The sequence below is a fragment of the Pseudomonas taetrolens genome (genome assembly GCF_900475285.1).
In the GTDB taxonomy this organism is placed as follows: domain Bacteria; phylum Pseudomonadota; class Gammaproteobacteria; order Pseudomonadales; family Pseudomonadaceae; genus Aquipseudomonas; species Aquipseudomonas taetrolens.
In genome coordinates this window covers 3200786-3227031 of sequence record NZ_LS483370.1, presented here as the reverse complement: position 1 = coordinate 3227031, position 26246 = coordinate 3200786, and the positions used below count along the sequence as shown (strand labels likewise).

25 protein-coding genes are annotated in these 26246 nt (G+C 59.8%); 16 read left to right on the top strand and 9 right to left on the bottom strand.

Translation table 11 applies throughout. The features are described 5' to 3' along the window. Positions 1-179 precede the first annotated feature (179 nt). From DQN55_RS14880 to DQN55_RS14870, 3 genes are all read right to left on the bottom strand, one after another. Entirely contained in the window at positions 180-857 is a 678-nt protein-coding gene (locus DQN55_RS14880; RefSeq protein WP_048382991.1) for a response regulator transcription factor, read from the bottom strand. Positions 858-948: 91 nt separating this feature from the next. Beyond that, positions 949-1248 carry a YciI family protein gene (locus tag DQN55_RS14875; RefSeq protein ID WP_048382992.1) on the bottom strand — a complete coding sequence of 100 codons (300 nt, stop codon included), beginning with the start codon at positions 1246-1248 and terminating at the stop codon, positions 949-951. 1 nt (position 1249) lies between these two features. Next, positions 1250-1846 carry a septation protein A gene (locus tag DQN55_RS14870; RefSeq protein ID WP_048382993.1) on the bottom strand — a complete coding sequence of 199 codons (597 nt, stop codon included), beginning with the start codon at positions 1844-1846 and terminating at the stop codon, positions 1250-1252. A gap of 84 nt (positions 1847-1930) precedes the next feature. Between DQN55_RS14870 and DQN55_RS14865 the strand changes: the two genes are divergently transcribed. The 7 genes from DQN55_RS14865 (at position 1931) to arfB (ending at position 9320) form a co-directional block, all read left to right on the top strand. Beyond that, the gene (locus tag DQN55_RS14865; RefSeq protein WP_048382994.1) at positions 1931-2794 is read left to right on the top strand and encodes a PHP domain-containing protein; all 864 of its coding nucleotides are present in this window, start codon (positions 1931-1933) and stop codon (positions 2792-2794) included. A gap of 13 nt (positions 2795-2807) precedes the next feature. Continuing rightward, entirely contained in the window at positions 2808-3437 is a 630-nt protein-coding gene (locus tag DQN55_RS14860; RefSeq protein ID WP_048383219.1) for an L-threonylcarbamoyladenylate synthase, read from the top strand. A 128-nt stretch (positions 3438-3565) separates the two neighbouring features. Beyond that, a complete protein-coding gene (locus tag DQN55_RS14855) occupies positions 3566-4264 on the top strand; it encodes a segregation and condensation protein A (RefSeq protein ID WP_162837543.1) in 699 nt (232 codons plus the stop codon). A 12-nt stretch (positions 4265-4276) separates the two neighbouring features. Continuing rightward, positions 4277-5227, top strand: a complete 951-nt coding sequence (gene scpB, locus DQN55_RS14850; RefSeq protein ID WP_048382996.1) for an SMC-Scp complex subunit ScpB — start codon at positions 4277-4279, stop codon at positions 5225-5227. Positions 5228-5498: 271 nt separating this feature from the next. Further along, the gene (gene rluB / locus DQN55_RS14845) at positions 5499-6695 is read left to right on the top strand and encodes a 23S rRNA pseudouridine(2605) synthase RluB (RefSeq protein ID WP_048382997.1); all 1197 of its coding nucleotides are present in this window, start codon (positions 5499-5501) and stop codon (positions 6693-6695) included. A 676-nt stretch (positions 6696-7371) separates the two neighbouring features. Beyond that, positions 7372-8796, top strand: coding sequence for an amino acid permease (locus DQN55_RS14840; RefSeq protein ID WP_048382998.1), 1425 nt, complete (start codon positions 7372-7374; stop codon positions 8794-8796). 110 nt (positions 8797-8906) lie between these two features. Next, positions 8907-9320, top strand: a complete 414-nt coding sequence (gene arfB, locus DQN55_RS14835; RefSeq protein WP_048382999.1) for an alternative ribosome rescue aminoacyl-tRNA hydrolase ArfB — start codon at positions 8907-8909, stop codon at positions 9318-9320. A 61-nt stretch (positions 9321-9381) separates the two neighbouring features. Here arfB and DQN55_RS14830 read toward each other — a convergent pair whose 3' ends face one another. The 6 genes from DQN55_RS14830 to phhA all read right to left on the bottom strand — a co-directional run bounded on the left by DQN55_RS14830 (position 9382) and on the right by phhA (position 13793). Beyond that, positions 9382-10569 (bottom strand): MFS transporter, encoded by a 1188-nt coding sequence (locus DQN55_RS14830; RefSeq protein WP_048383000.1) that lies wholly within the window; start codon positions 10567-10569, stop codon positions 9382-9384. Positions 10570-10710: 141 nt separating this feature from the next. Continuing rightward, complete coding sequence (locus tag DQN55_RS22305) at positions 10711-10887, bottom strand: hypothetical protein (protein ID WP_088500038.1); 177 nt, start codon at positions 10885-10887, stop codon at positions 10711-10713. 83 nt (positions 10888-10970) lie between these two features. Next, complete coding sequence (locus DQN55_RS22540) at positions 10971-11102, bottom strand: hypothetical protein (RefSeq protein WP_256930434.1); 132 nt, start codon at positions 11100-11102, stop codon at positions 10971-10973. A 287-nt stretch (positions 11103-11389) separates the two neighbouring features. Beyond that, positions 11390-12586: an amino acid aminotransferase gene (locus DQN55_RS14825; protein ID WP_048383001.1), complete on the bottom strand. Its 1197-nt coding sequence runs from the start codon at positions 12584-12586 to the stop codon at positions 11390-11392. Then, complete coding sequence (locus DQN55_RS14820; RefSeq protein ID WP_048383002.1) at positions 12586-12942, bottom strand: 4a-hydroxytetrahydrobiopterin dehydratase; 357 nt, start codon at positions 12940-12942, stop codon at positions 12586-12588. The genes DQN55_RS14825 and DQN55_RS14820 overlap by 1 nt, the downstream gene beginning before the upstream one ends. 59 nt (positions 12943-13001) lie before the next feature. Further along, positions 13002-13793, bottom strand: a complete 792-nt coding sequence (phhA, locus tag DQN55_RS14815) for a phenylalanine 4-monooxygenase (protein ID WP_048383003.1) — start codon at positions 13791-13793, stop codon at positions 13002-13004. 354 nt (positions 13794-14147) lie between these two features. Here phhA and DQN55_RS14810 point away from each other — a divergent pair, with 354 nt between their 5' ends. The 9 genes from DQN55_RS14810 to DQN55_RS14770 all read left to right on the top strand — a co-directional run bounded on the left by DQN55_RS14810 (position 14148) and on the right by DQN55_RS14770 (position 26015). Continuing rightward, a complete protein-coding gene (locus DQN55_RS14810; RefSeq protein ID WP_048383004.1) occupies positions 14148-15713 on the top strand; it encodes a sigma-54-dependent transcriptional regulator in 1566 nt (521 codons plus the stop codon). Between the two features lie 250 nt (positions 15714-15963). After that, complete coding sequence (locus DQN55_RS14805) at positions 15964-16704, top strand: flagellar basal body rod protein FlgF (RefSeq protein ID WP_048383005.1); 741 nt, start codon at positions 15964-15966, stop codon at positions 16702-16704. A gap of 45 nt (positions 16705-16749) precedes the next feature. Next, positions 16750-17535, top strand: a complete 786-nt coding sequence (gene flgG, locus DQN55_RS14800; RefSeq protein ID WP_048383006.1) for a flagellar basal-body rod protein FlgG — start codon at positions 16750-16752, stop codon at positions 17533-17535. A gap of 49 nt (positions 17536-17584) precedes the next feature. After that, on the top strand, positions 17585-18280 hold the full coding sequence (flgH, locus tag DQN55_RS14795) for a flagellar basal body L-ring protein FlgH (RefSeq protein WP_048383007.1): 696 nt from the start codon (positions 17585-17587) through the stop codon (positions 18278-18280). A 12-nt stretch (positions 18281-18292) separates the two neighbouring features. Next, positions 18293-19402, top strand: a complete 1110-nt coding sequence (locus tag DQN55_RS14790) for a flagellar basal body P-ring protein FlgI (protein WP_048383220.1) — start codon at positions 18293-18295, stop codon at positions 19400-19402. 10 nt (positions 19403-19412) lie between these two features. Next, positions 19413-20669: a flagellar assembly peptidoglycan hydrolase FlgJ gene (gene flgJ, locus DQN55_RS14785; RefSeq protein ID WP_048383008.1), complete on the top strand. Its 1257-nt coding sequence runs from the start codon at positions 19413-19415 to the stop codon at positions 20667-20669. Positions 20670-20679: 10 nt separating this feature from the next. Then, positions 20680-22698 carry a flagellar hook-associated protein FlgK gene (gene flgK / locus DQN55_RS14780; RefSeq protein ID WP_048383009.1) on the top strand — a complete coding sequence of 673 codons (2019 nt, stop codon included), beginning with the start codon at positions 20680-20682 and terminating at the stop codon, positions 22696-22698. Positions 22699-22712: 14 nt separating this feature from the next. Beyond that, on the top strand, positions 22713-24296 hold the full coding sequence (locus DQN55_RS14775) for a flagellar hook-associated protein 3 (RefSeq protein WP_048383010.1): 1584 nt from the start codon (positions 22713-22715) through the stop codon (positions 24294-24296). 792 nt (positions 24297-25088) lie between these two features. Beyond that, a complete protein-coding gene (locus DQN55_RS14770) occupies positions 25089-26015 on the top strand; it encodes a ketoacyl-ACP synthase III (protein WP_048383011.1) in 927 nt (308 codons plus the stop codon). Positions 26016-26246: the final 231 nt, after the last annotated feature.

Sequence of the window (26246 nt, the reverse complement as noted above, 5' to 3'; positions counted from 1 at the left end):
TCCGGATGCGCCCAGTTTAGGGAGATCAAGGTCAATCGCTGTCAGCCAAGCGTAAAGCTTAGGTAAAGAAGGTCTTGCTGGAAAACCTGTGGCCGCTGACGAAGGCTGCGATAAAGCTCGAAGGGGCTTGAGCTTTTCAGGGTCGCTACGCAACCCGTCGCAGCGGCGACAGAAACAGCTCAGGCGCTGTAGAAATAACCCCGGCTGCGCAGTGCGACGATACGTGGACGACCGTCAGGGTGGGGGCCGATCTTTTTACGCAGGTTGCTGACGTGCATGTCGAGGCTGCGGTCGTACAGGGTCAGCTTGCGGCCCAGAGCAATTTGCGCCAGCTCCTGTTTGTCCAGCGGTTCGCCGGGCTGGCGCAGCAGCGCTTCCAGCAAGCGGCTTTCCGAAACGGTCAGGACAATGTCGTGCTGGTCGATCGTGACAACACCGCGCACCGGGCTGAAGCACAGATCGCCGAGTTCCATCTGGCTGGAGACCGCAGGCGGATGACTGCGGCGCAATACCGCCCGCAAGCGGGCCGTCAACTCGCGCGGGTCGCAGGGCTTGGCCAGATAATCATCGGCGCCCAGTTCGAGCCCCAGGATACGGTCAAGCGGTTCGCCGCGGGCAGACAGCATCAGTACCGGTAAATCAGGGTGATCGTTGCGCAGTTGCTTGAGCAGTTCGAGCCCGCTGCCGTCAGGCAGCATGACGTCCAGTACCACAGCGTCGGGACTGGTGTCGGCCAACGCCTTGCGGGCGCTTGAACCGTCATGACAGGCGCGAACCTGGAAGCCTTCCTGGCTCAGCCAGCTACCCAGGAGCTCACACAGCTCCTGGTCATCATCTATCAGTAACAGGTCGCTCATGACTCACTCGATTCAGCCAGTGCCGGCGTGTCGACGCCGGCGACTGTCAAAGATACCGCAGAGCAGGACCGAAGACCCTGCACCGTTGGGGTTACGGCAGGACTTTCTTGAACGGCTTGACGACCACGTTGGCGTAAACACCGGCACCGACATACGGGTCGGCGTCAGCCCAGGCCTGTGCAGCGCTCAGGGAATCAAACTCGGCGACCACCAGGCTGCCGGTGAAACCGGCCGGGCCCGGGTCGTTGCTCTCGATGGCCGGATGCGGGCCGGCCAGGACCAGGCGGCCTTGCTCTTTCAGCAGGTTCAAGCGCTCAAGGTGCGCCGGGCGGGCGGCCAGGCGGGCGTCGAGCGAGTTGGCAACGTCTGTGGCAATGATTGCGTAGAGCATGTCAATCCTTGGTTTTTGGGGTGGAGGGGTCTGCGTCATGCAGATGGCGCGACAGGTAAATGCCTTGGGCGACCAGGAACAGGACGGTCATGCCCAGGCTGCCGAAGACTTTAAAGTCGACCCAGATGCTTTGATAGGTAAACGCAACGAACAGGTTGGCCGCGCCGCAAAAAATGAAGAAGGCGATCCAGGCCAGGTTCAGGCGTGTCCATACGGCATCGGGAAGGGTCAGTGCATGGCCCATGATGCGCTTGATCAGCAGCTTGTCGCCAATGAAGTGGCTACCGGCAAACGCCAGAGCAAACAGCCAGTTCACCACCGGTGCTTTCCACTTGAGGAAGGTTTCGCTGTGGAAGGCGAGGGTCAGGCTGCCGAAGACCAGGCAGGCAATCAGGGTCAGCCATTGGCTTTTTTCGAGTTTGCGTTGCTTGAAAAACAGGAAGCCGTAAACCACCAGCGAGCTGACGATCAGCATCGCCGTAGCACTGTAGATACCCCCGACCGACAGGCTGTGCCCGGCGATTTCGACGATGCGTGGTTCGATTTTGTAGACGATGAAAAACAGTAACAGCGGGATGAAGTCGATGAATTGTTTCACAGTGGCAGCCAGAAGCAGGATGTGGCGGCATAATAACAAACATCAATGACAGCGAAAGTGTCAGCTAGAGGTTATTAAATCCCCGTGGAAATTGACTTGCATTGCCATAGCACAGCTTCTGACGGCGCCCTGGCGCCTGCGGTACTGGTCGCCCGTGCGTTCGAGAAAGGTGTGCGAGTCCTGGCCCTGACCGATCACGACACACTTGAAGGTCTGGATGAAGCCCGTGCGGCGGCGCAGGCGTTGAACATGCAGTTGGTCAATGGCATTGAACTGTCTTGCACCTGGGGCGGGGCAACGATTCATGTGCTCGGCTACGGTTTTGATGTCAATGCCCCGGCATTGCTCGAAGCGATTGCCAAGCTTCATGACGGGCGTTGGCTACGGGCCGAAGAGATCAGCCGCAAGTTGGCGCTCAAGGGCATGCCGGATGCCCTTGAAGGCGCCCGGGCCGTTCAGCAGGCCCTGGGTGACAGCGGCAATGCCCCGGCGCGTCCGCACTTTGCCGACTTTCTGGTTGAGGCCGGATACGTCAAGGACCGCGCCGAAGCGTTTCGCAAATGGCTGGGTGCGGGCAAGCTGGGCGACGTCAAGCAGCATTGGCCGACCCTAGAAGAGACTGTTGCCACCCTGCGTGCGGCGGGGGCCTGGGTCAGTCTTGCGCATCCTTCCCACTACGATTTCACCCGCAGCAAGCGCCGACGCCTGATTGGCGACTATATTCAAGCAGGGGGTCACGCGATTGAAGTGGTCAACGGGTATCAGCCGGCTGAGCAAGTCGGCAGCCTGGCGATCCTGGCGCGTGAGTTCGGTCTGCTGGTCAGTGCCGGCAGTGACTTTCATGGGCCGGGAGGTTGGTCCGAGATCGGCGAATACCGCGCCATCCCGGAAGATCTGCCGCCACTGTGGTGTCGATTCAAATATGACCAGCCCACTGCCACCGTCTGAACAGGTAAACACTGTGAGTCAATTTTTCCAGATTCATCCGGAAAACCCACAAGCGCGTCTGATTAAACAGGCCGTCGACATTATCAAAAAAGGTGGGGTGGTGATTTACCCCACCGATTCGTCCTACGCTGTGGGTTGCCAGATGGGCGACAAAAGCGCGATTGAACGGATCAAGCGCCTGCGTAACCTGGACGACAAGCACAACTTCACCCTGATGTGCTGTGACCTGTCGCAGCTGGGGCTGTTTGCCAAGGTCGATACCGGCACGTTCCGTCTGCTCAAGGCCCATACGCCGGGTCCGTACACCTTTATCCTCAATGCCACCCGTGAAGTGCCGCGACTGTTGCTGCACCCCAAGCGTCGTACCATCGGCATGCGGGTGCCGAGTCACCCGATTGCGCTGGCGCTGCTGGCCGAACTGAACGAACCGCTGATGAGTGTGACCCTGATTCTGCCGGGTGAAGCCGAGCCGATGGAAGATCCGTACGAGATCCGCGACGCCCTTGAAAAACACGTCGACCTGATCATTGACGGCGGCTTTGGCGGGCACAAGGCATCCACCGTGATCAGCCTGGTTGATGGTGATCCGGAAGTGGTGCGTGTCGGTTGCGGCGATCCTCAGCCCTTTATGGTCGAGGCCTGATGTCCGGCGTAGAAACCGCAGAAGCCGTTGACGCTCAGGCCGGTGCGCAGCAAGAACTGTCGTTTGCCATGGTGTACGGCCAGGCCGTCATCGAGATGCCGCAAGACCTGTATATCCCGCCGGATGCGCTGGAGGTGTTTCTTGACGCCTTCGAAGGCCCGCTCGACTTGCTGCTGTACCTGATCCGCAAGCAGAACATCGATATTCTCGACATCCCGGTGGCGGAAATCACCCGCCAGTACATGGGCTATGTCGAGCTGATGAAAACCGTGCGCCTGGAGCTGGCCGCGGAGTACCTGGTGATGGCGGCCATGCTGGCCGAGATCAAGTCGCGCATGTTGCTCCCGCGCTCGGCTGAAATTGAAGAGGATGAGGGCGATCCGCGGGCCGAGCTGATCCGTCGTTTGCAGCAGTACGAGCGATTCAAGGCGGCTGCCGAAGGCCTTGATGGCTTGAGCCGGGTAGGGCGCGATGTGGTGGTGCCCAAGCTCGATGCCCCTGAAGCCCGCGCACGCAAGCTGGTGCCCGATGTCGCGCTCGAGGAGCTGCTGATGTCGATGGCTGAAGTGTTGCGCCGCAGTGACATGTTTGAAAATCACCAGGTCAGCCGTGAAGCCCTGTCGACCCGCGAGCGTATGAGCGAGGTGCTGGAGCGTCTCAAGGGCGGCGGTTTTGTGCCGTTTGTCGACTTGTTCACCGCAGAGGAAGGTCGTCTTGGCGTGGTCGTGACGTTTATGGCCGTGCTTGAGCTGGTCAAAGAGTCGCTGGTTGAGCTGGTCCAGAATGAACCCTACGCGGCCATCCACGTACGGGCGAGAGCCGAATAAAGAGCTGAAACCATGAATTTGACTGAACCCCGCGAGCTGGCCCCCTTGCTTGAGGCCTTTTTGCTGGCCTCGGGAAAGCCGCAAGGCCTTGAGCGGCTGTATGAGTTGTTTGAAGAGAACGAGCGTCCCGAGCCGGCGGTGTTCAAAAAAGCCCTTGAGCTGCTGCGCAAGTCTTGTGAAGGGCGGGCGTTTGAGCTGAAGGAAGTCGCGTCGGGCTATCGCCTGCAGATACGCGAGAAGTTTTCGCCGTGGGTCGGTCGGTTATGGGAAGAACGCCCTCAGCGTTATTCGCGGGCTATGCTGGAAACCATGGCGCTGATTGCCTATCGTCAACCGATCACCCGTGGTGAAATCGAGGACGTGCGAGGTGTGGCCGTCAACAGCCATATCGTCAAAACCTTGCTGGAGCGTGAGTGGATTCGCGTGGTGGGCTATCGCGACGTACCGGGCAAGCCCGCGATGTTTGCGACGACCAAAGGCTTTCTTGATCACTTCAACCTGAAGAACCTCGACGATTTACCGCCGCTGGCCGAATTGCGCGAGCTGGAACCCGATCCGATCCTCGACTTCGACGATGCGCCGGTGCCCGCACACCTTCAGGCCCTGGCCGATGAAAGTGCAGAACCGGAAGAACCCAGGGATGAAACCAGCTTCCGCACCTTGCTGGTGGAACTCGACACCATGGAAGACGGACTTAAAACGGATTTCGATGACCTGTTGCGTGACGGCGCACCCAGCGCAGAGCCGGAGCCAGCGGAACCAGAACCGGAACCAGAACCGAAATCAGAGCCAGAACCGGAGCCAGTCCCGGAACCCAAGCCAGATGCCGCGGCCTTGGCCCGTGAACGATTGCGGGCTGTCGTGGCGGCACTTGAGCAGCGCGCGGCGCTGAGCGACGAAGAGCTGGAAGCCCAGGCCCTGGCCGACGCCATCGAGCAGGAACGCCGCGAACGCGAGGATTGACCCGACGCGGCCTCGTTCTACTCGACCGCTGCTACGGTCCGTCCACTGTGCAGCTGTCGTAGCAGTTGACGAGTGGAACGAGGCTACGTCTTGGCTCGATCACCACCGATTGGCGGAAAAGCAGGTGCATTTGCCACTTTGTGTCCAGGCTTTGATGCGTAACGGTCAACATCAGCGTATGATTCGCGACCCTTCGGCGCTCGTTCGAGCCCCAGGACTCTTTTTAACACCTCAGGCGCTTGCCTGAATCGACACACCGGGAGGTGCCCAGATGAGTGATCTAGACCCTAAAGACAGCCAGGAAATTGGCCCAGCAGGCGAAAAACTGCAAAAAGTTCTCGCCCGTATTGGCGTGGGTTCACGTCGCGACGTAGAGAGTTGGATCAGCCAGGGCCGGATCAAGGTCAATGGCAAGGATGCAACCCTGGGTCTGCGCGTAGACCTGCATGACGCCATTTCCATCGATGGCAAGGTGATCAAGCGTGAAGAGGCTGCCGAGTCGGTACGCCGCGTGATCATGTACAACAAGCCCGATGGCGAAATCTGCACCCGTGACGACCCGGAAGGCCGTCCGACCGTATTCGACAAGTTGCCGCGTCCAAAAGAAGGCCGCTGGATCAACATCGGTCGTCTCGACATCAATACTACCGGCTTGCTGATGTTCACCACTGATGGTGAGCTGGCGAACCGCTTGATGCACCCTTCCTACGAAATGGACCGTGAATACGCGGTACGTGTACGTGGCGAAGTGGATGACGACATGATCGAGCGCCTCAAGGCCGGCGTTGTGCTGGAAGACGGCCCGGCGCGTTTCACCGACATCAAGCAGGCTCCGGGTGGTGAAGGCTTCAACCACTGGTATCACTGCGTGGTGATGGAAGGCCGTAACCGTGAAGTACGTCGCCTGTGGGAATCCCAGGGCCTGGTGGTCAGCCGCCTGAAGCGCGTGCGTTTTGGTCCGGTATTCCTCAACTCCGACCTGCCGATGGGTCGCTGGCGCGAAATGAGCCAGTACGAGGTGGATATCCTCAGTGCTGAAGTCGGTCTTACGCCTGTTGCCATGCCGGTACTGAACGCCAAGAGCAAAGACAAGCTTGAACGCCTGCAGCGCAAGTCGTCGCGCCCTGTGGCCCGTGCTGACCGTGTTGCGCGTACTTTGCGCCCGGCTGAAGGTGCTCCGTTGGCACCACGTCCGGCGCGTCAGCCGCACATCGAAGGCGAACGCCCGTCGCGTCCGGCCCGTGATGAAGCGCCACGTCCGGCCCGCAAGCCGTCGGGTCGTACCGATCGTGTGCCGGCAGGCCGCGGTGCACCAGTGGCTGAGCGTCCGAGCGAGGTCAACAAGCGTCCGACCAAGCCGAGCCGCACCGGTCCAAAACTGGTTGACGATGCGCCGTCCGGCAAGCGCCGTGGTGCACCGGCCGGTTCCGGCCAGCGTCCAGGCTTCGGTCGCCGCAAGCCGCAGTAACGGTTCGTGCAGTACAAAAAACGCCAGCCCCTCGGGGCTGGCGTTTTTTTATGCCCGTCAAATGCTTACCTGCAGGCGCGAGCGTGCTCGCGATGGTATTGACACGGCGTCAGGCAGGCCGCGTCGCCCGCATTGCGAGCACGCTCGGCGGCTACAGGTGCAAGGGCGGATGATTAAAGTGGAAATTTTTCTTTACGTTGTGTCAGCCAAACGATACGGAATAGGTGATTTGACGGTGTTAAATACTTAATTTGCTGCTTCTGTAAGATAAAGTTTCCATGAAAAGCCCTTTTTGCAGCGCTTTCGTCCATAAATCGGCTTGTTTAGTGTTGCCGGCAGCGGTGTGATGGGATCTTGCCTACGTGCGGGTGTACAATGCGCCGCGTTTTAACTGTGACTCAATTGCGTACCCGCGCATTTTGTGTCTTGTCGGCGATGTGCCGATGAGCCAAAACATCGAGGCCAACCCGCCTTGTTAACTCCGCAATGCCACAAGCGTTGCGGGTTCGATTCCGTCACAGATAAAAACAAACAGGTGACGCATGACTCGTGAAACAACCTTGGATTCCTGGCGACTGCGCTGGGGTTTGATTTGTGTTGTAGAACCTTCGATCACTGCCTGGTGCTGAAGCGACAACGCACTGAATGACATCAAACCTTGTGTGGGACCCTTTCAATGAGTGGACAAACCTCGCATTCGGGCGAGCTTAAACGCGGCCTGAAAAATCGTCATATCCAGCTGATTGCCCTTGGTGGGGCGATTGGTACTGGCCTGTTCCTCGGCTCGGCCGGGGTACTGAAGTCTGCCGGCCCGTCGATGATCCTGGGCTATGCGATTTGCGGCTTTATTGCCTTTATGATCATGCGCCAGCTCGGCGAAATGATCGTCGAAGAGCCCGTAGCCGGCTCTTTCAGCCACTTTGCGCATAAATACTGGGGCGGTTTTGCCGGTTTTATGTCGGGCTGGAACTGTTGGGTGCTGTACATCCTGGTTGGCATGTCAGAGCTGACCGCGGTCGGCAAATACGTGCACTACTGGTGGCCGGAGATCCCGACCTGGGCCTCGGCAGCAGCCTTCTTCATTCTGATCAACCTGATCAACCTGACCAACGTCAAAGTGTTTGGCGAGGCCGAGTTCTGGTTCGCAATCATTAAGGTAGTGGCGATCGTCGGCATGATTGCCCTGGGCAGCTATTTGCTGCTCAGCGGCAGCGGTGGCCCTCAGGCTTCGGTTAGCAACTTGTGGGAACACGGTGGCTTCTTCCCGAACGGTACGACCGGCCTGATCATGGCCATGGCCTTTATCATGTTCTCCTTCGGTGGTCTGGAAATGCTCGGTTTCACCGCAGCCGAAGCTGACAAACCGCGCACCGTGATCCCCAAGGCGATCAACCAGGTGATCTACCGCATCCTGATTTTCTACATCGGTGCACTGGTGGTTCTGCTGTCGCTGACCCCGTGGGACTCGTTGCTGGAAACCCTGAATGCCGGTGGCGACAGCTACAGCAGCAGCCCGTTCGTGCAAGTGTTCTCGATGCTGGGCAGCAACACCGCTGCGCACATCCTCAACTTTGTGGTTCTGACGGCAGCGTTGTCGGTGTACAACAGCGGTACCTACTGCAACAGCCGCATGCTGTTGGGCATGGCTCAGCAGGGCGATGCGCCCAAGGCGCTGGCCAAAATCGACAAGCGCGGTGTACCGGTCAACTCGATCCTGGCGTCGGCGGCGGTCACTGTGATTGCGGTGTTGCTCAACTACCTGATGCCGCACGATGCGCTGGAATTGCTGATGTCGCTGGTGGTCGCCACCCTGGTGATCAACTGGGCGATGATCAGCTTCTCGCACCTCAAGTTCCGCCAGCACATGAACAAGACCGCTCAGGTTCCGCTGTTCAAGGCGCTGTGGTATCCGTACGGCAACTACGTTTGCCTGGCATTCGTGGTGTTCATTCTGGTCATCATGTTGATGATTCCGGGCATCCGCGTGTCGGTGTACGCGATTCCGGTGTGGGTCGTCTTTATGTGGGGCTGCTACCTGCTCAAGAACAAGCGCGCACTGCAAGCTTCGGCAGCGGCGTCTTACGGCTCAGCTGCCAAATAAGCTGACCTGTTCAACAACAAACCCGGCCCTTGTGCCGGGTTTGTTGCTTGTGAAAGACCGGGAGAGGGGCGTCTGAGGTATTCTGCAGGCCCTGAAGACGGACCCTTTTTATGCTGGTCATTTCCAATAACGTTCATATCCCCGATGCCGAGATCGAACTGACGGCGATTCGTGCCCAGGGCGCGGGCGGGCAGAACGTCAATAAAGTCTCAAGTGCGATGCACTTGCGCTTCGACATCCCTAATTCTTCGCTGCCGCCGTTTTACAAGGAACGTCTGCTGGCGTTGCGTGACAGCCGGATCACCAGCGATGGCGTGCTGATCATCAAGGCCCAGCAATACCGTACCCAGGAGCAGAATCGCGCGGATGCGCTGGAGCGGCTGGCCGAGTTGATTCTGAGCGCGACCAAGGTCGAGAAAAAACGTCGACCGACCAAACCCACCCTGGGTTCAAAAAAGCGTCGCCTCGAATCCAAGACCAAGCGCGGCAACATCAAGGCCGGGCGGGGCAAGGTGGACTTTTAAGGGGGAGCCGGCGGCCCTTGTTGCCGCTGACTCGCTCAGCGAGGCTGCAATCGGCCTCGTTCTACCCGGCTCGCGCCGCCTTGGCCTGCCGATACAGATAAACGCTCAGCAATAGCCCGCTAAACGCCGCCAGGGCGGCGAACAAAAAGATCGAGGCAAAGCCAAAGCCTGCGGCCACGGCGCCTACCAGTGGGCCGGTAATGCCCAGTGACAGGTCGATAAACAGCGAGTAAGCGCCCACGGCGGCGCCCCGGCTGGACGCCGGGACCAGGTTGACCGCTTCGACGCCCAAGGCCGGAAACACCAGCGAGAAGCCGAAACCGCTCAAGGCAGCACCCGCCAGGGCCAGTTCAGGGTTCGGTGCCAGCCACAGCAACAGCAAACCCAGGGTTTCGACGCTGAGGCAGACAATGGCTACTTTGAATCCGCCGATACGGTTGATCAGGTTGCCGAACAACAGGCGCGCACCGATGAAGCTGGCGCCAAACAGGCTCAGGCACAACACGGCGTTTTCCCAGTGATTCGTCGCGTAGTACAGGGTGATGAACGTCGCGATGGTGCCGAAGCCGATGGAGCCCAGCGCCAGCCCGGTACCGTGGGGCAGGACGCGTCCCAGGACATGCAGAAACGGTAGGCGCACACCGCTGACGATGGGCGCGGCGCGTTTTGGCCATGCCAGCAGCAGGCCCACGATGCCGAGGGCGATGATGCTGGCGCCCATGCTCCAGATGCCCCATTGCTTGACCATCATGACCCCCAGCGGGGCGCCGATGGCAATGGCGCCGTAGCTGGCAATGCCGTTCCAGGAAATCACCTTGGCGGTGTTCTGCGAGCCAACGCGGCCGATCCCCCAACCGATGGCGCCCGAGCCGACCAGGCTTTCTGCGCTGCCCAGCACCAGGCGGCCGATCAGCAGGCAGGCCAAGCTCAAGGCCGGTGCCGCCGACAGCCAGCTGGACACCAGCATGAACACGCCGCTCAGGCCGCAGCCTGCCAGGCCGTACATGACGGCACGCTTGCTGCCCAGGTTATCGATAATGCGGCTGGCATAGGGGCGGCTCAGCAGCGTGGCCAGGTATTGCAGGCTGATCACCAGCCCGGCGATCACGGTGCCATAACCCAGCTGGTTATGGACGTAGCCGGGCAAGACGGCCAGCGGGATGCCGATATTGAGATAACCGATAAAGGTGAACAGGACGATGGAGACCACTTGCAGGGTAACTGCCAGAGGACGTTGTGTTTCAGGCATGGAGTAAAGGTCCTGCGGGGATTTGAAAAGGCGCCGTAAGTGTAGTCGCTGCTCTGGGCGGCGATGGGCGGCGTAGGAGCCCGCTGTTGAAAGAGCTGCGAGGGTTTTCGCAGTGTTGACGCGGCTCCGGGCTGGAGCCTGTTACAGCGGTGTCACCAGCCGGGTTGCGATCAGGGCGGCGAGGGCGTTCTCTTGGGTGCCAAAGCGCTTGAGCAAAGTGGCTTGCTTCTCGGGGCTAAGGCGCTGCCACAGCTCGATCATTTTTTCGGCGGTGCCGATCAGCACGCTGGCTTGGGTTTCGCTGAAGGTGTCAGTCACGCTGGAATCCGGGGTAGGGGTAAGCGGTTGTGTCAGGCGGTATGAAAAACCAGTGCTTTTCGCACCGCCTGATGATCAGACCGTCAGTCTTCGCTGTTGGCCTTGAGGCTTTCTTGAGCCTCATCCAGTGCGGGTTTTTCAGCGCTGGTGTGTTGTGGGATTGGCTGCTGTGTTTCTTGCAGGCTTGGGAAGGGGAGGTTTGGGATTTCGTGCATCGTCGCGCTCCTCGCAAAACGTGTTTTTAAATCGCTGGGTACATCCGCGCTTTTAAAAAGCTTGTGCAGGATACAGGAGGGAGTGTGACAAATTGCCTTTTTTTTGCGTCTGGCGGGGTTTATGTCGAACTTTTCACTTTACTGTTGTCCCGAAAGGCCACGCCGCAAATTCGTGGCATAGCCGCTGCCGCCGGCGGTGACAAGGGCCTCAGGCGCCGCCCTCCTGGAGAAGAGCGGCCCTGCGGATGATCGCAGCCCACAACAGCGGTTACACGTTTGGGGCAGTGCTAGCGCTCGCAGACCTGAGCAATGGCCTTGGCCAGCAGGTTCAGGCGGGTACCGTCCACACCGGCGATGTTGGCACGGCCGGAACCGACCATGTACACGCTGTGTTTTTCCCGCAACAGTTTGACCTGGTCGGCTGTCAGTCCCGTGTAAGAAAACATCCCGCGTTGCTCATTGATATGGGCAAAGTGCTCGGCCAGGCCGAACGGCGTCAGGGCTTCAACCAGGCCGCCGCGCAGTTGCGCAATGCGGCTGCGCATGGCTTCGACTTCTTCGGCCCACAGGGTTTTCAGTTGCTCGTCACCGAGGATGGTCGCCACGACAGCGGCGCCATGGTCTGGCGGGTTGGACCACAGGTTGCGGGCCAGGTAGGCCAGCTGGCTGCGGATATCCGTCAGTTTCTCGGCATCCTGGGCGCACACCAGCAATGCCCCGACACGTTCGCGATACAGGCCGAAGTTCTTTGAGCAGGAGCTGGTGATCAGCACTTCCGGCAGTTCGCTGGCGAACAGGCGAGTAGACCAGGCGTCAGCTTGCAGGCCGTCGCCGAAGCCCTGATACGCGAAGTCGATCAGCGGCAGCAGCTCGCGGCGGCGCACCACGTCGAGCACCTGCAACCAGTCGGACTTGGACAGATCGAACCCGGTCGGGTTGTGGCAGCAGGCATGCAGCAGTACCACGTCACCTTTGGGCGCTTGCTCCAGGGTGGCCAGCATCGCCGCGACGTTGAGTCGATTGTCGCTGCCCACATACGGGTAGTGGCTGATTTTCAGGCCGGCCGCGGCAAAGATGGTTTCGTGGATCGGCCAGGTCGGGTCGCTCAGCCAGATACCGCGTCCCGGCAGGCACTGCGCAATGAAATCCGCGCTCAGGCGCAGCGCACCCGTGCCGCCCGGGGTCTGGGTGGCACCCGCACGGCGGGCGCCGAGCAAAGGGGAGTCAGCGCCCAGTACCAGCTCGCTGATCAATTGCCCGAAGCGGCTGTCGCCATGCCCGCCGATATAGGTTTTGGTCTGTTGCTGGTCCACCAGGCGCTGCTCGGCCTGTTTGACCGACTGCAGGATCGGCGTCAGGCCATTGGCATCTTTATAGACGCCCACGCCCAGGTCGAACTTGTCCGGGTTAGTGTCCTGTTGATAGGCGTCCATCAAACCGAGAATCGGGTCGCCCGGTACCCGACCAATATCGGCAAAGTGCATTACTTGCGACCTTCGGCAGTTTTGGCCACTTCGTCAGTGCGTGCAGCCATGATGAAGTCGTTGCGATGCAGGCCCTTGATCGAGTGGCTCCACCAGGTCACGGTGACTTTGCCCCACTCAGTCAGCAGGCCAGGGTGATGGCCTTCAGCTTCAGCGATTTCACCCACGGCATTGGTAAACGCCAGGGCAAATTTGAAATTCTTGAACAGAAAGACCTTTTCCAGCTGCATGACGCCGTCGCGAACTTCAATGTTCCAGTCCGGGATCTGTTTGATCAGGATCGGCAGTTCTTCGTCGCTGACCTGGGGAGCATCGGCGCGGCAGGCTTCGCAGTGGGCTTGGTTCAGTGCGTTCATCGGGGGGCTCCTGAGATCGGTTTTTCTTCTTGTTTAAAAAGTAGTGTTCAAAAAACGGGTTACGCAGCTTTGGGTTTCGGGGCAAATTTTGGCGCGTGCAGGCCCATCGTCATGCCTTTTTCCACCATGCCCATAATGTCTTCATGGGCCAGGTCGAACAGCCGCTTCAAGTCCGGGAGGACAAAATACAGCGGTTGCAAAATATCGATGCGATACGGGGTGCGCATGGCTTCCAGCGGATCGAACACCTGATGTTCAGGTTCTGAGGACAGGCTGTAAACCGTTTCTTTAGGCGAAGAAAGAATTCCGCCACCATAAATGCGCTTGCCTTGCGGGGTGTCGACCAGGCCGAACTCGATGGTCATCCAGTACAGGCGGGCGAGGTACACGCGCTGTTCTTTGCTCGCCTGCAGGCCCAGCTTGCCGTAGGTGTGGGTGAACTCGGCAAACCACGGGTTGGTCAGCAGCGGGCAATGGCCGAAAATCTCGTGGAAAATATCGGGTTCTTGCAGGTAGTCCAGCTCTTCCGGGGTGCGAATAAAGGTCGCTACCGGGAATTGCTTATTGGCCAGCAATTCAAAAAAAGTCTGGAACGGGATCAGGGCCGGTACGCGGGCGACTTGCCAGCCGGTGGTGGCAGCCAGTACCTGGTTGATTTCGTCCAGCTGCGGGATGCGATCGTGGGGCAGGCCCAGTTTTTCGATGCCTTCCATGTATTCCGGACAGGCGCGACCGTCGAGCAGCTTCAGCTGGCGGGTGATCAGCGTATTCCACACCGCGTGTTCGGCAGGTGTGTAGTCGATAAAGCCAGTGGCATCCGGCTCGCGGGCGACGTATTTCGTTTGCTTCATGGTGCTCTCCGCAAGGAAATCGTTTTTATTATTGGGCGGTGTGGCGATGCCTTAGTGATACCCCAAGTGATGAGCGCATGCAGCTAGCCTTAATCCCGTAATGCTGGGATGATGCGTGATATTCGTAAATATTTCGTTACGATGTGTGGGTTGAGCTGTCATTCTTGTTGTTAGTGACAGCGCAGCTGTCACAAAAACGTGACGATGAAATGTACCCATCAACAAAAAAGAGCGCTGCAGGCGCGCTTGTTCGCGATTCCCGCCACGCGGCTCGTCAGTCATTGCCCCGTGATGCCGTTGTGAGCACGTCCACTCCTGCAGGTTATGCCTTGCACTTATCTCCGAGTTTTCTTCATGCGTATAAAAGTCCACTGCCAAAACCGGATTGGTATTCTCCGCGACATTCTTAATCTGTTGGTTGCCTACGGGATCAACGTGAAGCGGGGTGAGGTGGGCGGGGATCAGGGCAATGCGATTTATTTGTACTGCCCGAACTTGATCAACTTGCAGTTTCAGGCCCTGCGCCCGAAGTTTGAAACCATTGCGGGTGTATTCGGGGTCAAGCGCGTCGGCTTGATGCCGAGCGAGCGCAGGCACATGGAGCTCAATGCCTTGCTCGGGGCGTTGGAGTTTCCGGTGTTGTCCATCGATATGGGTGGCTGCATTGTTGCGGCCAACCGTGCGGCCGCGCAGTTGCTCGGGGTGCGGGTGGATGAAGTGCCGGGCATTGCCCTGTCGCGCTATGCCGAGGATTTCGACTTGCCGGAGCTGGTCCGGGCCAATAAATCCCGGATCAATGGCTTGCGGGTCAAGGTCAAGGGCCATGTGTACCTGGCAGACATTGCGCCCTTGCAACTGGAGCACGATGAAAGCGAGGCGATGGCGGGGGCTGTGCTGACGTTGCACCGTGCCGACCGCGTCGGTGAGCAAATCTACAACGTGCGCAAGCAAGAGTTGCGGGGCTTCGACAGCATTTTCCAAAGCTCGAAAGTCATGGCTGCCGTGGTACGTGAGGCTCGGCGAATGGCGCCGCTGGACGCGCCGTTACTGATAGAAGGTGAAACTGGCACCGGCAAGGAACTGCTGGCCCGGGCCTGCCATCTGGCCAGCCCGCGCGGGCAGTCGCCGTTGATGGCACTCAACTGCGCCGGCTTGCCCGAGTCGATGGCTGAAACCGAACTCTTCGGTTACGGGCCGGGGGCTTTTGAAGGGGCGCGGGCCGAAGGCAAGCTGGGCCTGCTGGAGCTGACGGCAGGCGGCACGTTGTTTCTCGATGGCGTCGGTGAAATGAGCCCGCGCTTGCAGGTCAAGTTGCTGCGTTTTCTGCAGGATGGCTGCTTCCGGCGCGTCGGCAGTGATGAAGAGGTGTACCTCGATGTCCGGGTGATGTGCGCCACTCAGGTCGACTTGTCCGAATTGTGTGCCCGCGGCGAGTTTCGCCAGGACCTTTACCATCGCCTCAACGTGTTGTCGCTGCATATACCGCCGCTGCGCGATTGCCTGGATGGCCTGGAGCCGCTGGTCGAGCACTTTCTGGATCAGGCCAGCCGGCAAATCGGCTGCCCGCTGCCTCGCCTGGCTCCGGCAGCGATGGATCGCCTGAGCCACTACCATTGGCCGGGTAACGTGCGCCAGCTGGAGAACGTGCTGTTCCAGGCGGTTTCGTTGTGTGACGGCGGGGTGGTCAAGGCTGAACATATTCGTCTGCCGGATTACGGCGTACGGCAACCGGTGGGCGAGTTTTCCCTGGACGGCGGCCTCGATCAGATTGTCGGGCGTTTCGAGAAGGCAGTGCTGGAGCGCTTGTATTCCGAGCACCCGAGCAGCCGTCTGCTGGGTAAGCGGCTTGGGGTTTCCCATACCACCATCGCTAACAAGCTGCGCGAGTACGACATCATCAAGCCGGGTAAAGAGTCCTGAGGCATCCTCTGCGCAGGAGCCAGCGTACTCGCGATGCAATCACCCTCCTGCTGGAAGGTGATTGCTTGCCGCAACCGGCATAACCGCGCCGTTGAACCTCTTTCATCTGCCCCCGATCCCCGGTCAATTCCCCTCTAAACCCCCGCCAGCACAGCCTTTTCGACCGTCAAAAAATAGTTGGTGCGTTAATTGCTTGAAGCTCTGCCATGCAGGGGTGGGCGGCAAGCGTCCGTCAGACAGAGGAAAGACTGTGGACAAGTACCTTTATGTGGCAATGACGGGCGCCAGCCAGAACGCGCTGGCCCAGAAGGCGCATGCCAACAATCTGGCGAACATCTCGACCAATGGTTTTCAGCGTGACCTGGAGCAGGCGCGTTCGATGCCGGTGTTTGGCGACAGCTTCCCGGCGCGTGCCTTTGCCCTGTCCGAACGGCCTGCGACGGATTTCACCCCCGGCGCCATGATCGAAACCGGCCGCGAGCTGGATGTGGCCGTGGGCGGTAATGGCTGGATTGCCGTGCAAGCGCCTGATGGCAGCGAGGCCTATGTGCGCACCGCGAGCCTGAATGTGGATGCCCTGGGCATGCTGCGTACGGGCAACGGGATGCCAGTCATGGGCAATGGCGGGCCGATAGCCGTGCCGCCCGAGCAGAAAATCGAAATTGGCGAGGACGGCACCGTGAGCATCCGCGCCATGGGCGAAGGTCCACAGGTCATGGCCGAAGTGGATCGCATCAAGCTGGTTCAGCCAGATCTGCGGGCCATGAGCAAGGGGCTGGACGGCTTGATCCACACCAATGACGGCCAGCCGGCCCAGGCCGATGCCAATGTGCGCGTGGTCTCGGGGTTCCTGGAGGCGAGCAACGTCAATGCCGTCGATGAGATGACCTCGGTGCTGGCGCTGGCCAAGCAGTTCGAGCTGCACATCAAAATGATGAACACCGCCAAAGAAGACGACCAGGCCATGACTCGGGTCCTGTCCATCAGCTAATGACTTGAACGCAGCGCCGAAAAACCGGCGCGCGAGGAGAACACCATGCTTCCGGCACTGTGGGTTGCAAAAACGGGCTTGGCTGCACAAGACACCAACCTGACTACTATTTCCAACAACCTGGCCAACGTCTCGACCACCGGCTTCAAACGTGATCGCGCCGAGTTCCAGGACTTGCTGTACCAGATCAAGCGCCAGCCTGGTGCCCAGTCGACCCAGGACAGTGAATTGCCGTCGGGCCTGCAAGTGGGAACCGGGGTACGGATCGTCGGCACGCAAAAGAACTTTGCCGCCGGCAGCCTGCAAACCACCGAGCAGCCGTTGGACCTGGCGATCAATGGCCGTGGTTTCTTCCAGATCATGCAGCCCGACGGGACCACGGCCTACAGCCGCGACGGCACCTTTCACCTCGACTCCAACGGTCAGATCGTCACCGCCAGCGGCTTTGCCCTTGAGCCGGCGATCGTGGTGCCGGCCGATGCCCAGACCTTCACTGTCGGTCAGGACGGCACGGTGTCGGTCACCATTGCCGGCAACCCGGCGGCACAAGTCATCGGCAACCTGCAGACCGCCGACTTCATCAACCCGGCCGGTTTGCAGTCCCAGGGCGGCAACCTGTTCCTTGAAACCGCGTCCAGCGGCGCACCGCAAATCGGTACGCCCGGCTTGAACGGTTTCGGCCTGACCATGCAAAGCATGCTGGAGACGTCGAACGTCAGCACCGTGGAGGAGATGGTCAACATGATCACTACCCAACGTGCCTACGAGATGAACTCCAAAGTGATCTCCACCGCGGACCAAATGTTGTCGTTCGTTACGCAAAATCTGTAATTACGTAAATACGGCGGCCCACAGGGCGCCGGCAATGGCGGGAGAGGTCATGAAGCGCTTGTTTTCTGTTCTGGCACTGGGCGGCATTACGTTCCTGGCGGGCTGTGTCAACCCGCCACCACGCCCGAACGATCCGTATTACGCCCCGGTTCTGCCGCGTACGCCGCTGCCGGCTGCGGCCAACAACGGTTCGATTTACCAGGCCGGCTTTGAGCAGAACCTGTACAGCGACCGCAAGGCCTTTCGCATTGGGGACATCATCACCATTACCCTGAACGAGAAGACCCAGGCGAGTAAAAACGCCAACTCGCAGATCGGTAAAAACAGCAACACCAGCCTTGGTTTGACGTCGTTGTTCGGTGCCGGTCTGAGCACCAATAATCCGCTGGGCGGTGGTGATTTGAGCCTGGATGCTGGTTACAGCGGCAGCCGGGCAAGCAAGGGCGACAGTAAGGCGGGCCAGGGCAACAGCCTCACGGGGTCGATCACCGTGACGGTGGCCGATGTGTTGCCCAACGGGATCATCGCGGTGCGTGGCGAGAAGTGGATGACCCTGAACACCGGTGATGAGCTGGTGCGTATTGCCGGGTTGGTCCGGGCCGATGACATCTCCACTGACAACACCGTGTCTTCGACCCGCGTGGCCGATGCGCGGATCACCTATTCGGGCACCGGTTCGTTTGCCGATGCGAGTCAGCCGGGCTGGTTTGATCGGTTCTTCCTCAGCCCCCTCTTTCCTTTCTAGGTGATGGCCGCCATGTTCAACCTCAAGCATCTGCTGGCAGCCGTAGTGCTGCTGTCGACCACCCTGGGCGCCCACGCCGAGCGGTTGAAAGACATCGCCAGCATTTCGGGCGTCCGCTCCAACCAATTGATTGGTTATGGCTTGGTGGTCGGGCTTAACGGCACGGGCGACCAGACCACGCAAACCCCGTTCACCTTGCAGACATTCAATAACATGCTGTCGCAGTTCGGGATCAAGGTGCCGCCGGGCTCGGGCAACGTGCAATTGAAGAACGTCGCCGCGGTCTCGATCAGTGCCGACTTGCCGGCCTTTGCCAAGCCGGGGCAGGTGGTTGATATCACCGTGTCCTCCATCGGCAACTCCAAAAGCCTGCGCGGCGGCACCCTGTTGCTGACCCCGCTCAAAGGCATTGATGGCAACGTCTATGCCATTGCCCAGGGCAACCTGGTGGTGGGCGGTTTTGACGCCGAAGGTCGGGACGGCTCGAAAATTACTGTCAACGTACCGTCGGCCGGGCGGATTCCGGGCGGTGCTTCGGTTGAGCGCGCGGTACCCAGTGGTTTCAACCAGGGCAACAGCTTGACCCTGAACCTCAACCGTTCGGACTTCACCACCGCCAAGCGGGTGGTGGACAAGATCAACGATTTGCTCGGCCCGGGCGTGGCCCAGGCCATTGATGGCGGCTCGGTCCGGGTCACGGCGCCGTTGGACCCAAGCCAGCGCGTCGATTACCTGTCGATCCTGGAAAACCTGGAGGTCGATCCGGGGCAGGCGGTGGCCAAGGTCATTATCAATTCGCGCACCGGCACTATCGTGATCGGGCAAAACGTCAAGGTTTCCCCGGCGGCCGTGACCCACGGCAGCCTGACCGTGACCATCACCGAAGACCCGATTGTCAGTCAGCCGGGCCCGCTGTCCAACGGCGAGACCGCCGTGGTCCCGCGTTCGCGGGTCAATGCCCAACAGGAAGCCAAGCCCATGTTCAAGTTCGGCCCGGGCACCACCCTCGACGAAATCGTTCGTGCGGTGAATCAGGTTGGCGCGGCGCCGGGGGACCTGATGGCGATTCTGGAAGCGCTCAAGCAGGCCGGCGCCCTGCAAGCCGACCTGATCGTGATCTGAGGCCGGCATTATGGATATGCGTAAGAGCGGTGTGGTCAGCGGCAGCGATTCGGGTGCGTTCAGCGACCTGAACCGGCTGAACAATCTGAAGGTCGGTGATCGCGAAAGCGACGGCAACATGCGCAAGGTGGCGCAGGAGTTCGAGTCGCTGTTCCTGAACGAAATGCTCAAGTCCATGCGCTCGGCGAACGAAGTGCTGGGCAAGGACAATCCGCTCAACACGCCGGCCGCCAAGCAGTATCAGGAAATGTACGATCAGCAGCTGTCGGTGACCTTGTCCCGTCAGGGTGGTGGCATAGGCCTGGCGGATGTACTGATGCGCCAGATGGCCAAGCACAAACCGACAGCCCCGCAAGACGCCGTGCCCAACACCGGACTGGTCACGCAACCCGCAACAGCGGCACCTGCCGTCAGCCCGAGCGACAGCCCGTTTGTGCGCTCCAATGGTCAGCGACCGTTGTGGGCCTCCCGGGTCGCGGTCGCGCCGGGCGAGGGAGGACATGCCAATGACCGAGCATTGCTCAACCAGCGGCGCCTGTCGTTGCCCAACAAGCTGACCGACCGGTTGCTGGCCGGGATCGTGCCGTCGGCCGACCCGGCGATCGCCACCCTCAATGCCGGCGCTGTGCCGGGCCGTACTTCGCCCGGGATGGAGGCGGTGCTCAAGGGCGGCGGCCAGCCGATGCTCAGCGCAGCCGGCGCTTCAGGGCGGATGCAGGTGTATGGCCGCGCCGTGGCGCAGCCGCCCTTGGCTCCGGCCAGGCAAGCCTTCAACTCACCGGATACATTTGTCGCCAGCATGCTGCCGATGGCGCAACAGGCCGCCGCCCGCATTGGCGTCGACCCGCTGTACCTGGTGGCCCAGGCTGCACTGGAAACCGGCTGGGGCAAGTCAGTCATGCGCCAACAAGACGGCAGCAGCAGTCACAACCTGTTTGGCATCAAGGCTACCGGCAGTTGGCAGGGCGCACAGGCGCGGGCCATCACCAGTGAGTTCAAGGGCGGGCAGATGGTCAAGGAGACGGCGAACTTCCGTTCCTACGATTCCTACCAAGACAGCTTCCATGATCTGGTCACGCTGTTGCAGAGCAACAATCGTTATAAAGAAGTGTTGAATTCGGCCGATAAGCCGGAGCAGTTCATACGCGAATTGCAGAAGGCCGGTTATGCAACCGACCCTGAATACGCCAGCAAGATTTCGCAGATTGCCAAGCAAATGAAGACCTACCAGAGCTACGCCTCGACGGGTTCTCTCACGAATTTATAAGGTTTGAACCATGGCGAGTTTGATCAACATCGGGATGTCGGGGCTGAACGCCAGTCAAGGCGCATTGGCGACTGTCGGCAATAACATCGCCAACGCCAATACCTCGGGCTATTCACGTCAGCAAATCGTGCAGGGCAGTGCCGCCTCGCAACAGGCGGGCGGCGTGTTCATTGGCACCGGCACCACGCTGGCTGACGTGCGCCGGGTCTATAACGCTTACCTCGACGCCCAGTTGCAAACCACTACTTCGCTCAATGGTGACGCCCAGGCCTATCTCGACCAGATTGGCTCCATCGACAAGTTGCTGTCGGATAAAAGCACCGGTGTCTCGGCCGCGCTCGGCAGCTTCTTCGCCTCATTGCAAACCGCTGCCGGGGCGCCCGGTGACATATCGGCCCGCCAGTTGCTGCTCACCCATGCGCAAACCCTGAGCAACCGCTTCAATTCGATCTCGACCCAGCTCAACCAGCAAAACGAAGGCATCAACAGCCAGCTGGACACCCTGACCTCAATGGTTAATCAGCACACGGCCACCATTGCCTCGCTGAACCAGCAGATTGCCCATGCGACCACCGCCGGCAATACACCGAACAACTTGCTGGATGCGCGCAACGAAGCGGTACGCACGCTCAATGAACTGGTGGGGGTCACCGTCCAGGAACATGACAACGTGTTCGATATCTCGCTGGGCACTGGCCAGTCGCTGGTGCTGGGCGGTACCGCCAGCACGCTGTCGGCGGTGCCGGGCAAGGTCGACAAAAGCCAATACAGCATTCAGGTCAACTACGCGCAGTCCAGCATGGACGTGAGCTCGGTGATCAGCGGCGGCAAGATTGGCGGCTTGCTGCGTTACCGCGATGAGGTGCTGGCGCCGGCGATGAATGATCTGGGGCGCACTGCGATTGTGGTTGCTGATGCGATCAACCAGCAGTTGGGCCAGGGCCTGGACGCCAATGGCGAGTTCGGCTCGTCGCTGTTTAACAGCATCAACAGCGAACAGGCCATCAGCCAGCGCAGTTTGGCAGCCACGGGCAACAGCAAGGGCTCGGGCAACCTGAACGTGAGCATTACCGACAGCGGCAAACTCACGACTTATGATTATCAGGTGACGTTCAGCAGCGACAAGGACTACACAGTCAAGCGCTCTGATGGCACCACGCTGGGTCCGTTCGATCTCACCCGCAAACCGGCCGCCGTCATCGACGGGTTCAGTCTCGATCTCAAGGGTGGCCCGGTTGCGTCGGGCGATACGTTCAAGGTCAGCCCCACCCGCAACGGCGCGAGCACTATTGGCGTGCAGATGACCGATGCCAGCAAACTGGCATTTGCTGGTCCTCTGGTGGCAGGTAAGGGCGGCTCCAACACGGGCACCGGCGCCATCAGCGGCCTGAACCTGTCATCGGCACTGGATATTTACAGTGGCAGCAATCTGGGGCAGGCGCAGGTCGAGGCCGCGATGCCGGTGCGTGTGGTCTTTGATGGCGCTAACGCAGATGGCACCCATGGCTACCGGGTGCTGAACGAAAAAGGCGAAAACATCAGCAGCGGTACCTATGTGCCGGGCCAGGACAACGAAATCAAGGTCAAGGTGCCTGTCACTAACGCGGACGGCACCACCACGGATGTCGCTTTCGGGGCCACGATCAGCGGTTCGCCCGCCAAAGGCGATAGTTTCGACATCAAGTTCAACAAGGACGGCAAGGCGGACAACAGCAATGCCAACCAATTGCTGGAGCTGCAAACGAAGAAAACCGTTGGTGTGAGTGACGGGGGAGGCGGCTCCAGCCTGGCCGCCTCGTACAGTCAACTGGTCTCCAAAGTCGGTGGCAAGGCCAGTCAGGCTGCGGTCGACGGCACGGCCAACAGCGCGGCACTGGCGTACGCCAAGGAAGTGCGCGGCTCGGTATCCCAGGTCAACCTGGACGAAGAAGCATCCAACCTGGTCAAGTTCCAGCAGTACTACACGGCATCGTCGCAAATTATCAAAGCGGCGCAAGAAACCTTCAGCACGCTGATCAACAGCCTTTAAGGGAGCCCTCGACGATGCGCATTTCCACGTCCCAGTTTTTTGAGTCGACCAGCGCCACTTACCAGAACAATTTCTCGTCGGTGATCAAGACCCAGCAACAGATCGACTCCGGCGTGCGGATCCAGACCGCGGCAGATGATCCGGTGGGCGCGGCCCGCTTGCTGCAATTGCAGCAGCAAAAAGACATGCTGGGCCAATACACGGCCAACATGAACAGCATCAAGTCGTCGCTGGGCAGCCAGGAAATCGTACTCGACAGCATCAACATTGCGCTGCAAAAGGCCAGTGAGCTGGCGCTGCGGGCCGGGGGCGCGATCAGCGACGCCGACCGCGGCGCGATCGCCAACGAGCTGGGCAGTATCGAAGACCAGGTCTTCGGCCTGCTCAACAGCAAGGACGCCGCGGGCAACTACATGTTCTCCGGCTCCAAAACCGACACCCCGCCCTATACCCGAAACAATGATGGCACTTACAGCTATCAGGGCGATGATACCCAGCTCAACCTCAAGATTTCGGACACCTTGTCCATGGCCAGCACCGACACGGCCAAAAGCATCATGGAAGGCTCGGTCAATACCGGGCGCACCCAGGCCACACTGCAGCCGCCATCGGTCAACGATGGCAAGGTCTCCGTGTCGGCGGGCCTGATTACCTCAAGCCCGGTGTTCAACCAGAGCTTTGCCCAAGGCCAGCCTTACACACTTGAATTCACCAGTAGCACCCAATACACGTTGACCGATGCCACGGGCAAGGATGTGACCTCGCAGGTACCGGGCAATGGCGTGCTGGATCCGGATAAAGCAGGCGGGCAGAGCATCAGTCTGAACGGGGTCTCGTTCGACATAAACCTTGATCTCAAGGATGTGCCGGCGGCAGAGCGGGATGCGGCAGTGGCCGGGCGCGTGTTCAGCCTTGAGGCCAGGCCTGATTCGTTCAGTGCTTCGCGGACCCCGAGCAACGACTCGACGGCGCAGATTACCGGTACCACGATCGACAAGGTGGACGCGGGCGCTGCCGATGCGTACCGCGACAGCTTTCCGAGCAACGGCGCGGTGATCAAGTTCACCAGCGAGACCGAGTACGAGGTCTACGCCCAGCCACTGACGGCCAGCAGCAAGTCGATTGCCGCTGGCAGCATGAACGGTGATTCACTCAGCGCCATGGGCGTTACCTTCAGCTTCTCCGGGGCGCGGGCGGCGGGCGACCAGTTCGTGGTCAATCGCAACAATCATCAGAGCCAGAGTGCGCTGGATACCTTGAGCCAGTTGCGTCAGGCGCTGGTCATTCCCATCGACAAGGACCCGCAGGCCCAGCAAGCCCAAAGGGATGCGATCAACTCGGCGATCGGTAACCTGAAAAACGCCAGCGCAGGCGTCGACAGCGCACGGGGGTCGATCGGTGCGCGCTTGAACGCGGTGGACATTCAGAACGAAGAAAACATCAGCATGGGCCTGGCCAATAACTCCACCACGGCAGCCATTGGCAATACCGACCTGGCCGGTGCATCCATTGATCTGGCTTTCCAGAAAGCCATGCTCGAAGCCTCGCAGTTGGCTTTCGTGAAAATCTCCCAACTGAGCCTGTTCAACCAGTTGTAACTGCGCAGGCTTTGCCGGCACCCTCTCCAGCGGCTACAGAGATGATCCAGCGCGTAATCTGTAGCAGCGGACGAGTAGAACGAGGCCGCGTCCGGCGGCGTAGCCGTCGTAAAGCCTGGCGGACCTATCCTTGCGTACGGCCTCCCGAAAGGGGGCGGATGGATCAAAGGCAAGATCAAACCCGGACGCGGCCTCGCTTCGCTCGACCGCTGCTACGGGTCTCGGGTGATCCTGAAATCTTGAAGCCCCTTCGGGCCTTTTCGCAGTCTGTGGCAGCGGCTACAGGTTGGGTGATCCTGTAGCAGCGGACGAGTAGAACGAGGCCGCGTCCGGCGGCGCAGCCGTCGTAAAGCCTGGGGGGCCTATCCCTACGGCCTCGCTTCGCTCGACCGCTGCTACGGGTCTCGGGTGATCCTGAAATCTTGAAGCCCCTTCGGGCCTTTTCGCAGCCTGCGACAGCGGCTACAGGTTTTGGGTGATCCTGTAGCCGCTGCCGAGGCACGAAGGCTGCGAGGCTTGGCGGGCAGCAGCGTTTCGACAGTGTTTATCCGCGGTAATCCTTGAAATCTTTTGTATAAAAGCGCACAAAATTGAGTGACTTGCGAGTCATAACGCGCATCTTCACTGTATCGTGTGAAACCTATGGGCGGGCGCCGGGCCTTTTTCAGGCTATTTTGTGTCTATTCGGGTGCCCACTTCGCCGAATTTTTTCGCGACGAAGCCCTTTTATTGTCAACGCCCCTCGATTGTGAGAGCGGGTGATCTCCAGCTATTCAGTATTGGGAAGCCACAATGATTGGCATTAAAAGCATCGCCAGTTACGTGCCAGCAAGCGGTGTAGACAACTACGCGCAAGGCGCGAAGTTCTCCAAGGACGAAGAATTCATTCTGGGCAAGATTGGCTCGGCATTCCTGCCGCGTAAAGATGCTGACCAGGAAACCTCGGACCTGTGTGTCGAAGCGGTTAACGCGCTGTTCGCCAACAATCCGCAGCTCAATCGCGAATCCATCGATGCGCTGATCGTTGTCACGCAAAACGGCGACGCCGAAGGCCTGCCGCACACGGCCGCCATCGTTCAGGACAAGCTCGGCCTGCCGACCCACGTCGCTGCGTTCGATATTTCCCTGGGGTGCTCGGGTTATGTCTACGGCATCTACGCGATGAAGGGCTTCATGGAAGCGGCCGGTCTGAAAAACGGCCTGCTGGTGACCGCTGACCCGTATTCGAAAATCGTCGATCCCGAAGACCGCAACACCACCATGCTCTTTGGCGATGCTGCTACTGCCACCTGGATGGGCGAAGATGCGCCCTGGCAGCTGGGCAAGGCCAAGTTCGGCACAGACGGTTCGGGTGCTCCGCACTTGAAAGTCAGCGATGGCGTGTTCTTCATGAATGGCCGTCAGGTGTTCAACTTCGCGCTGCTCAAAGTGCCGGCGCACTTGAATGAGCTGCTGCAAGAGTCCGACCTGACGTCTGCCGACATCGATGCTTTCTGCATCCATCAGGGCAGTGCGGCGATTGTCGATGCCGTGGCCCGTCGCTTTGAAGGCGAACCGGAGAAGTTCATCAAGGACATGGTCGAGACCGGTAACACCGTGTCTTCGAGCATTCCGCTGCTGCTGGAAAAGCACGTGATGGACGCCACCTGGACACGCGTAGCCCTCAGCGGTTTCGGCGTAGGCCTGTCGTGGGGCTCGGCGATTATCTATCGCCCTTAAGCTGCTCGTCGAAACACCCCGCGCCCGTGGCCTCAAAGCCATGGGCGTTTTGCATTCATCCCCTCTGTTCTTTGCAGGCGTTGAGCGTGCTCGCGATCCGGTCGACGCGGTATGCCTGACTTAGCGCGGTGATTCCATCGCGAGCAAGCTCGCTCCTACGGGGATTTTTGTCGCTTCAGGTGTCGCTAACCCCCTGAAATAAAAGGGATGGCACGCCGCCAGTAAAAAAAT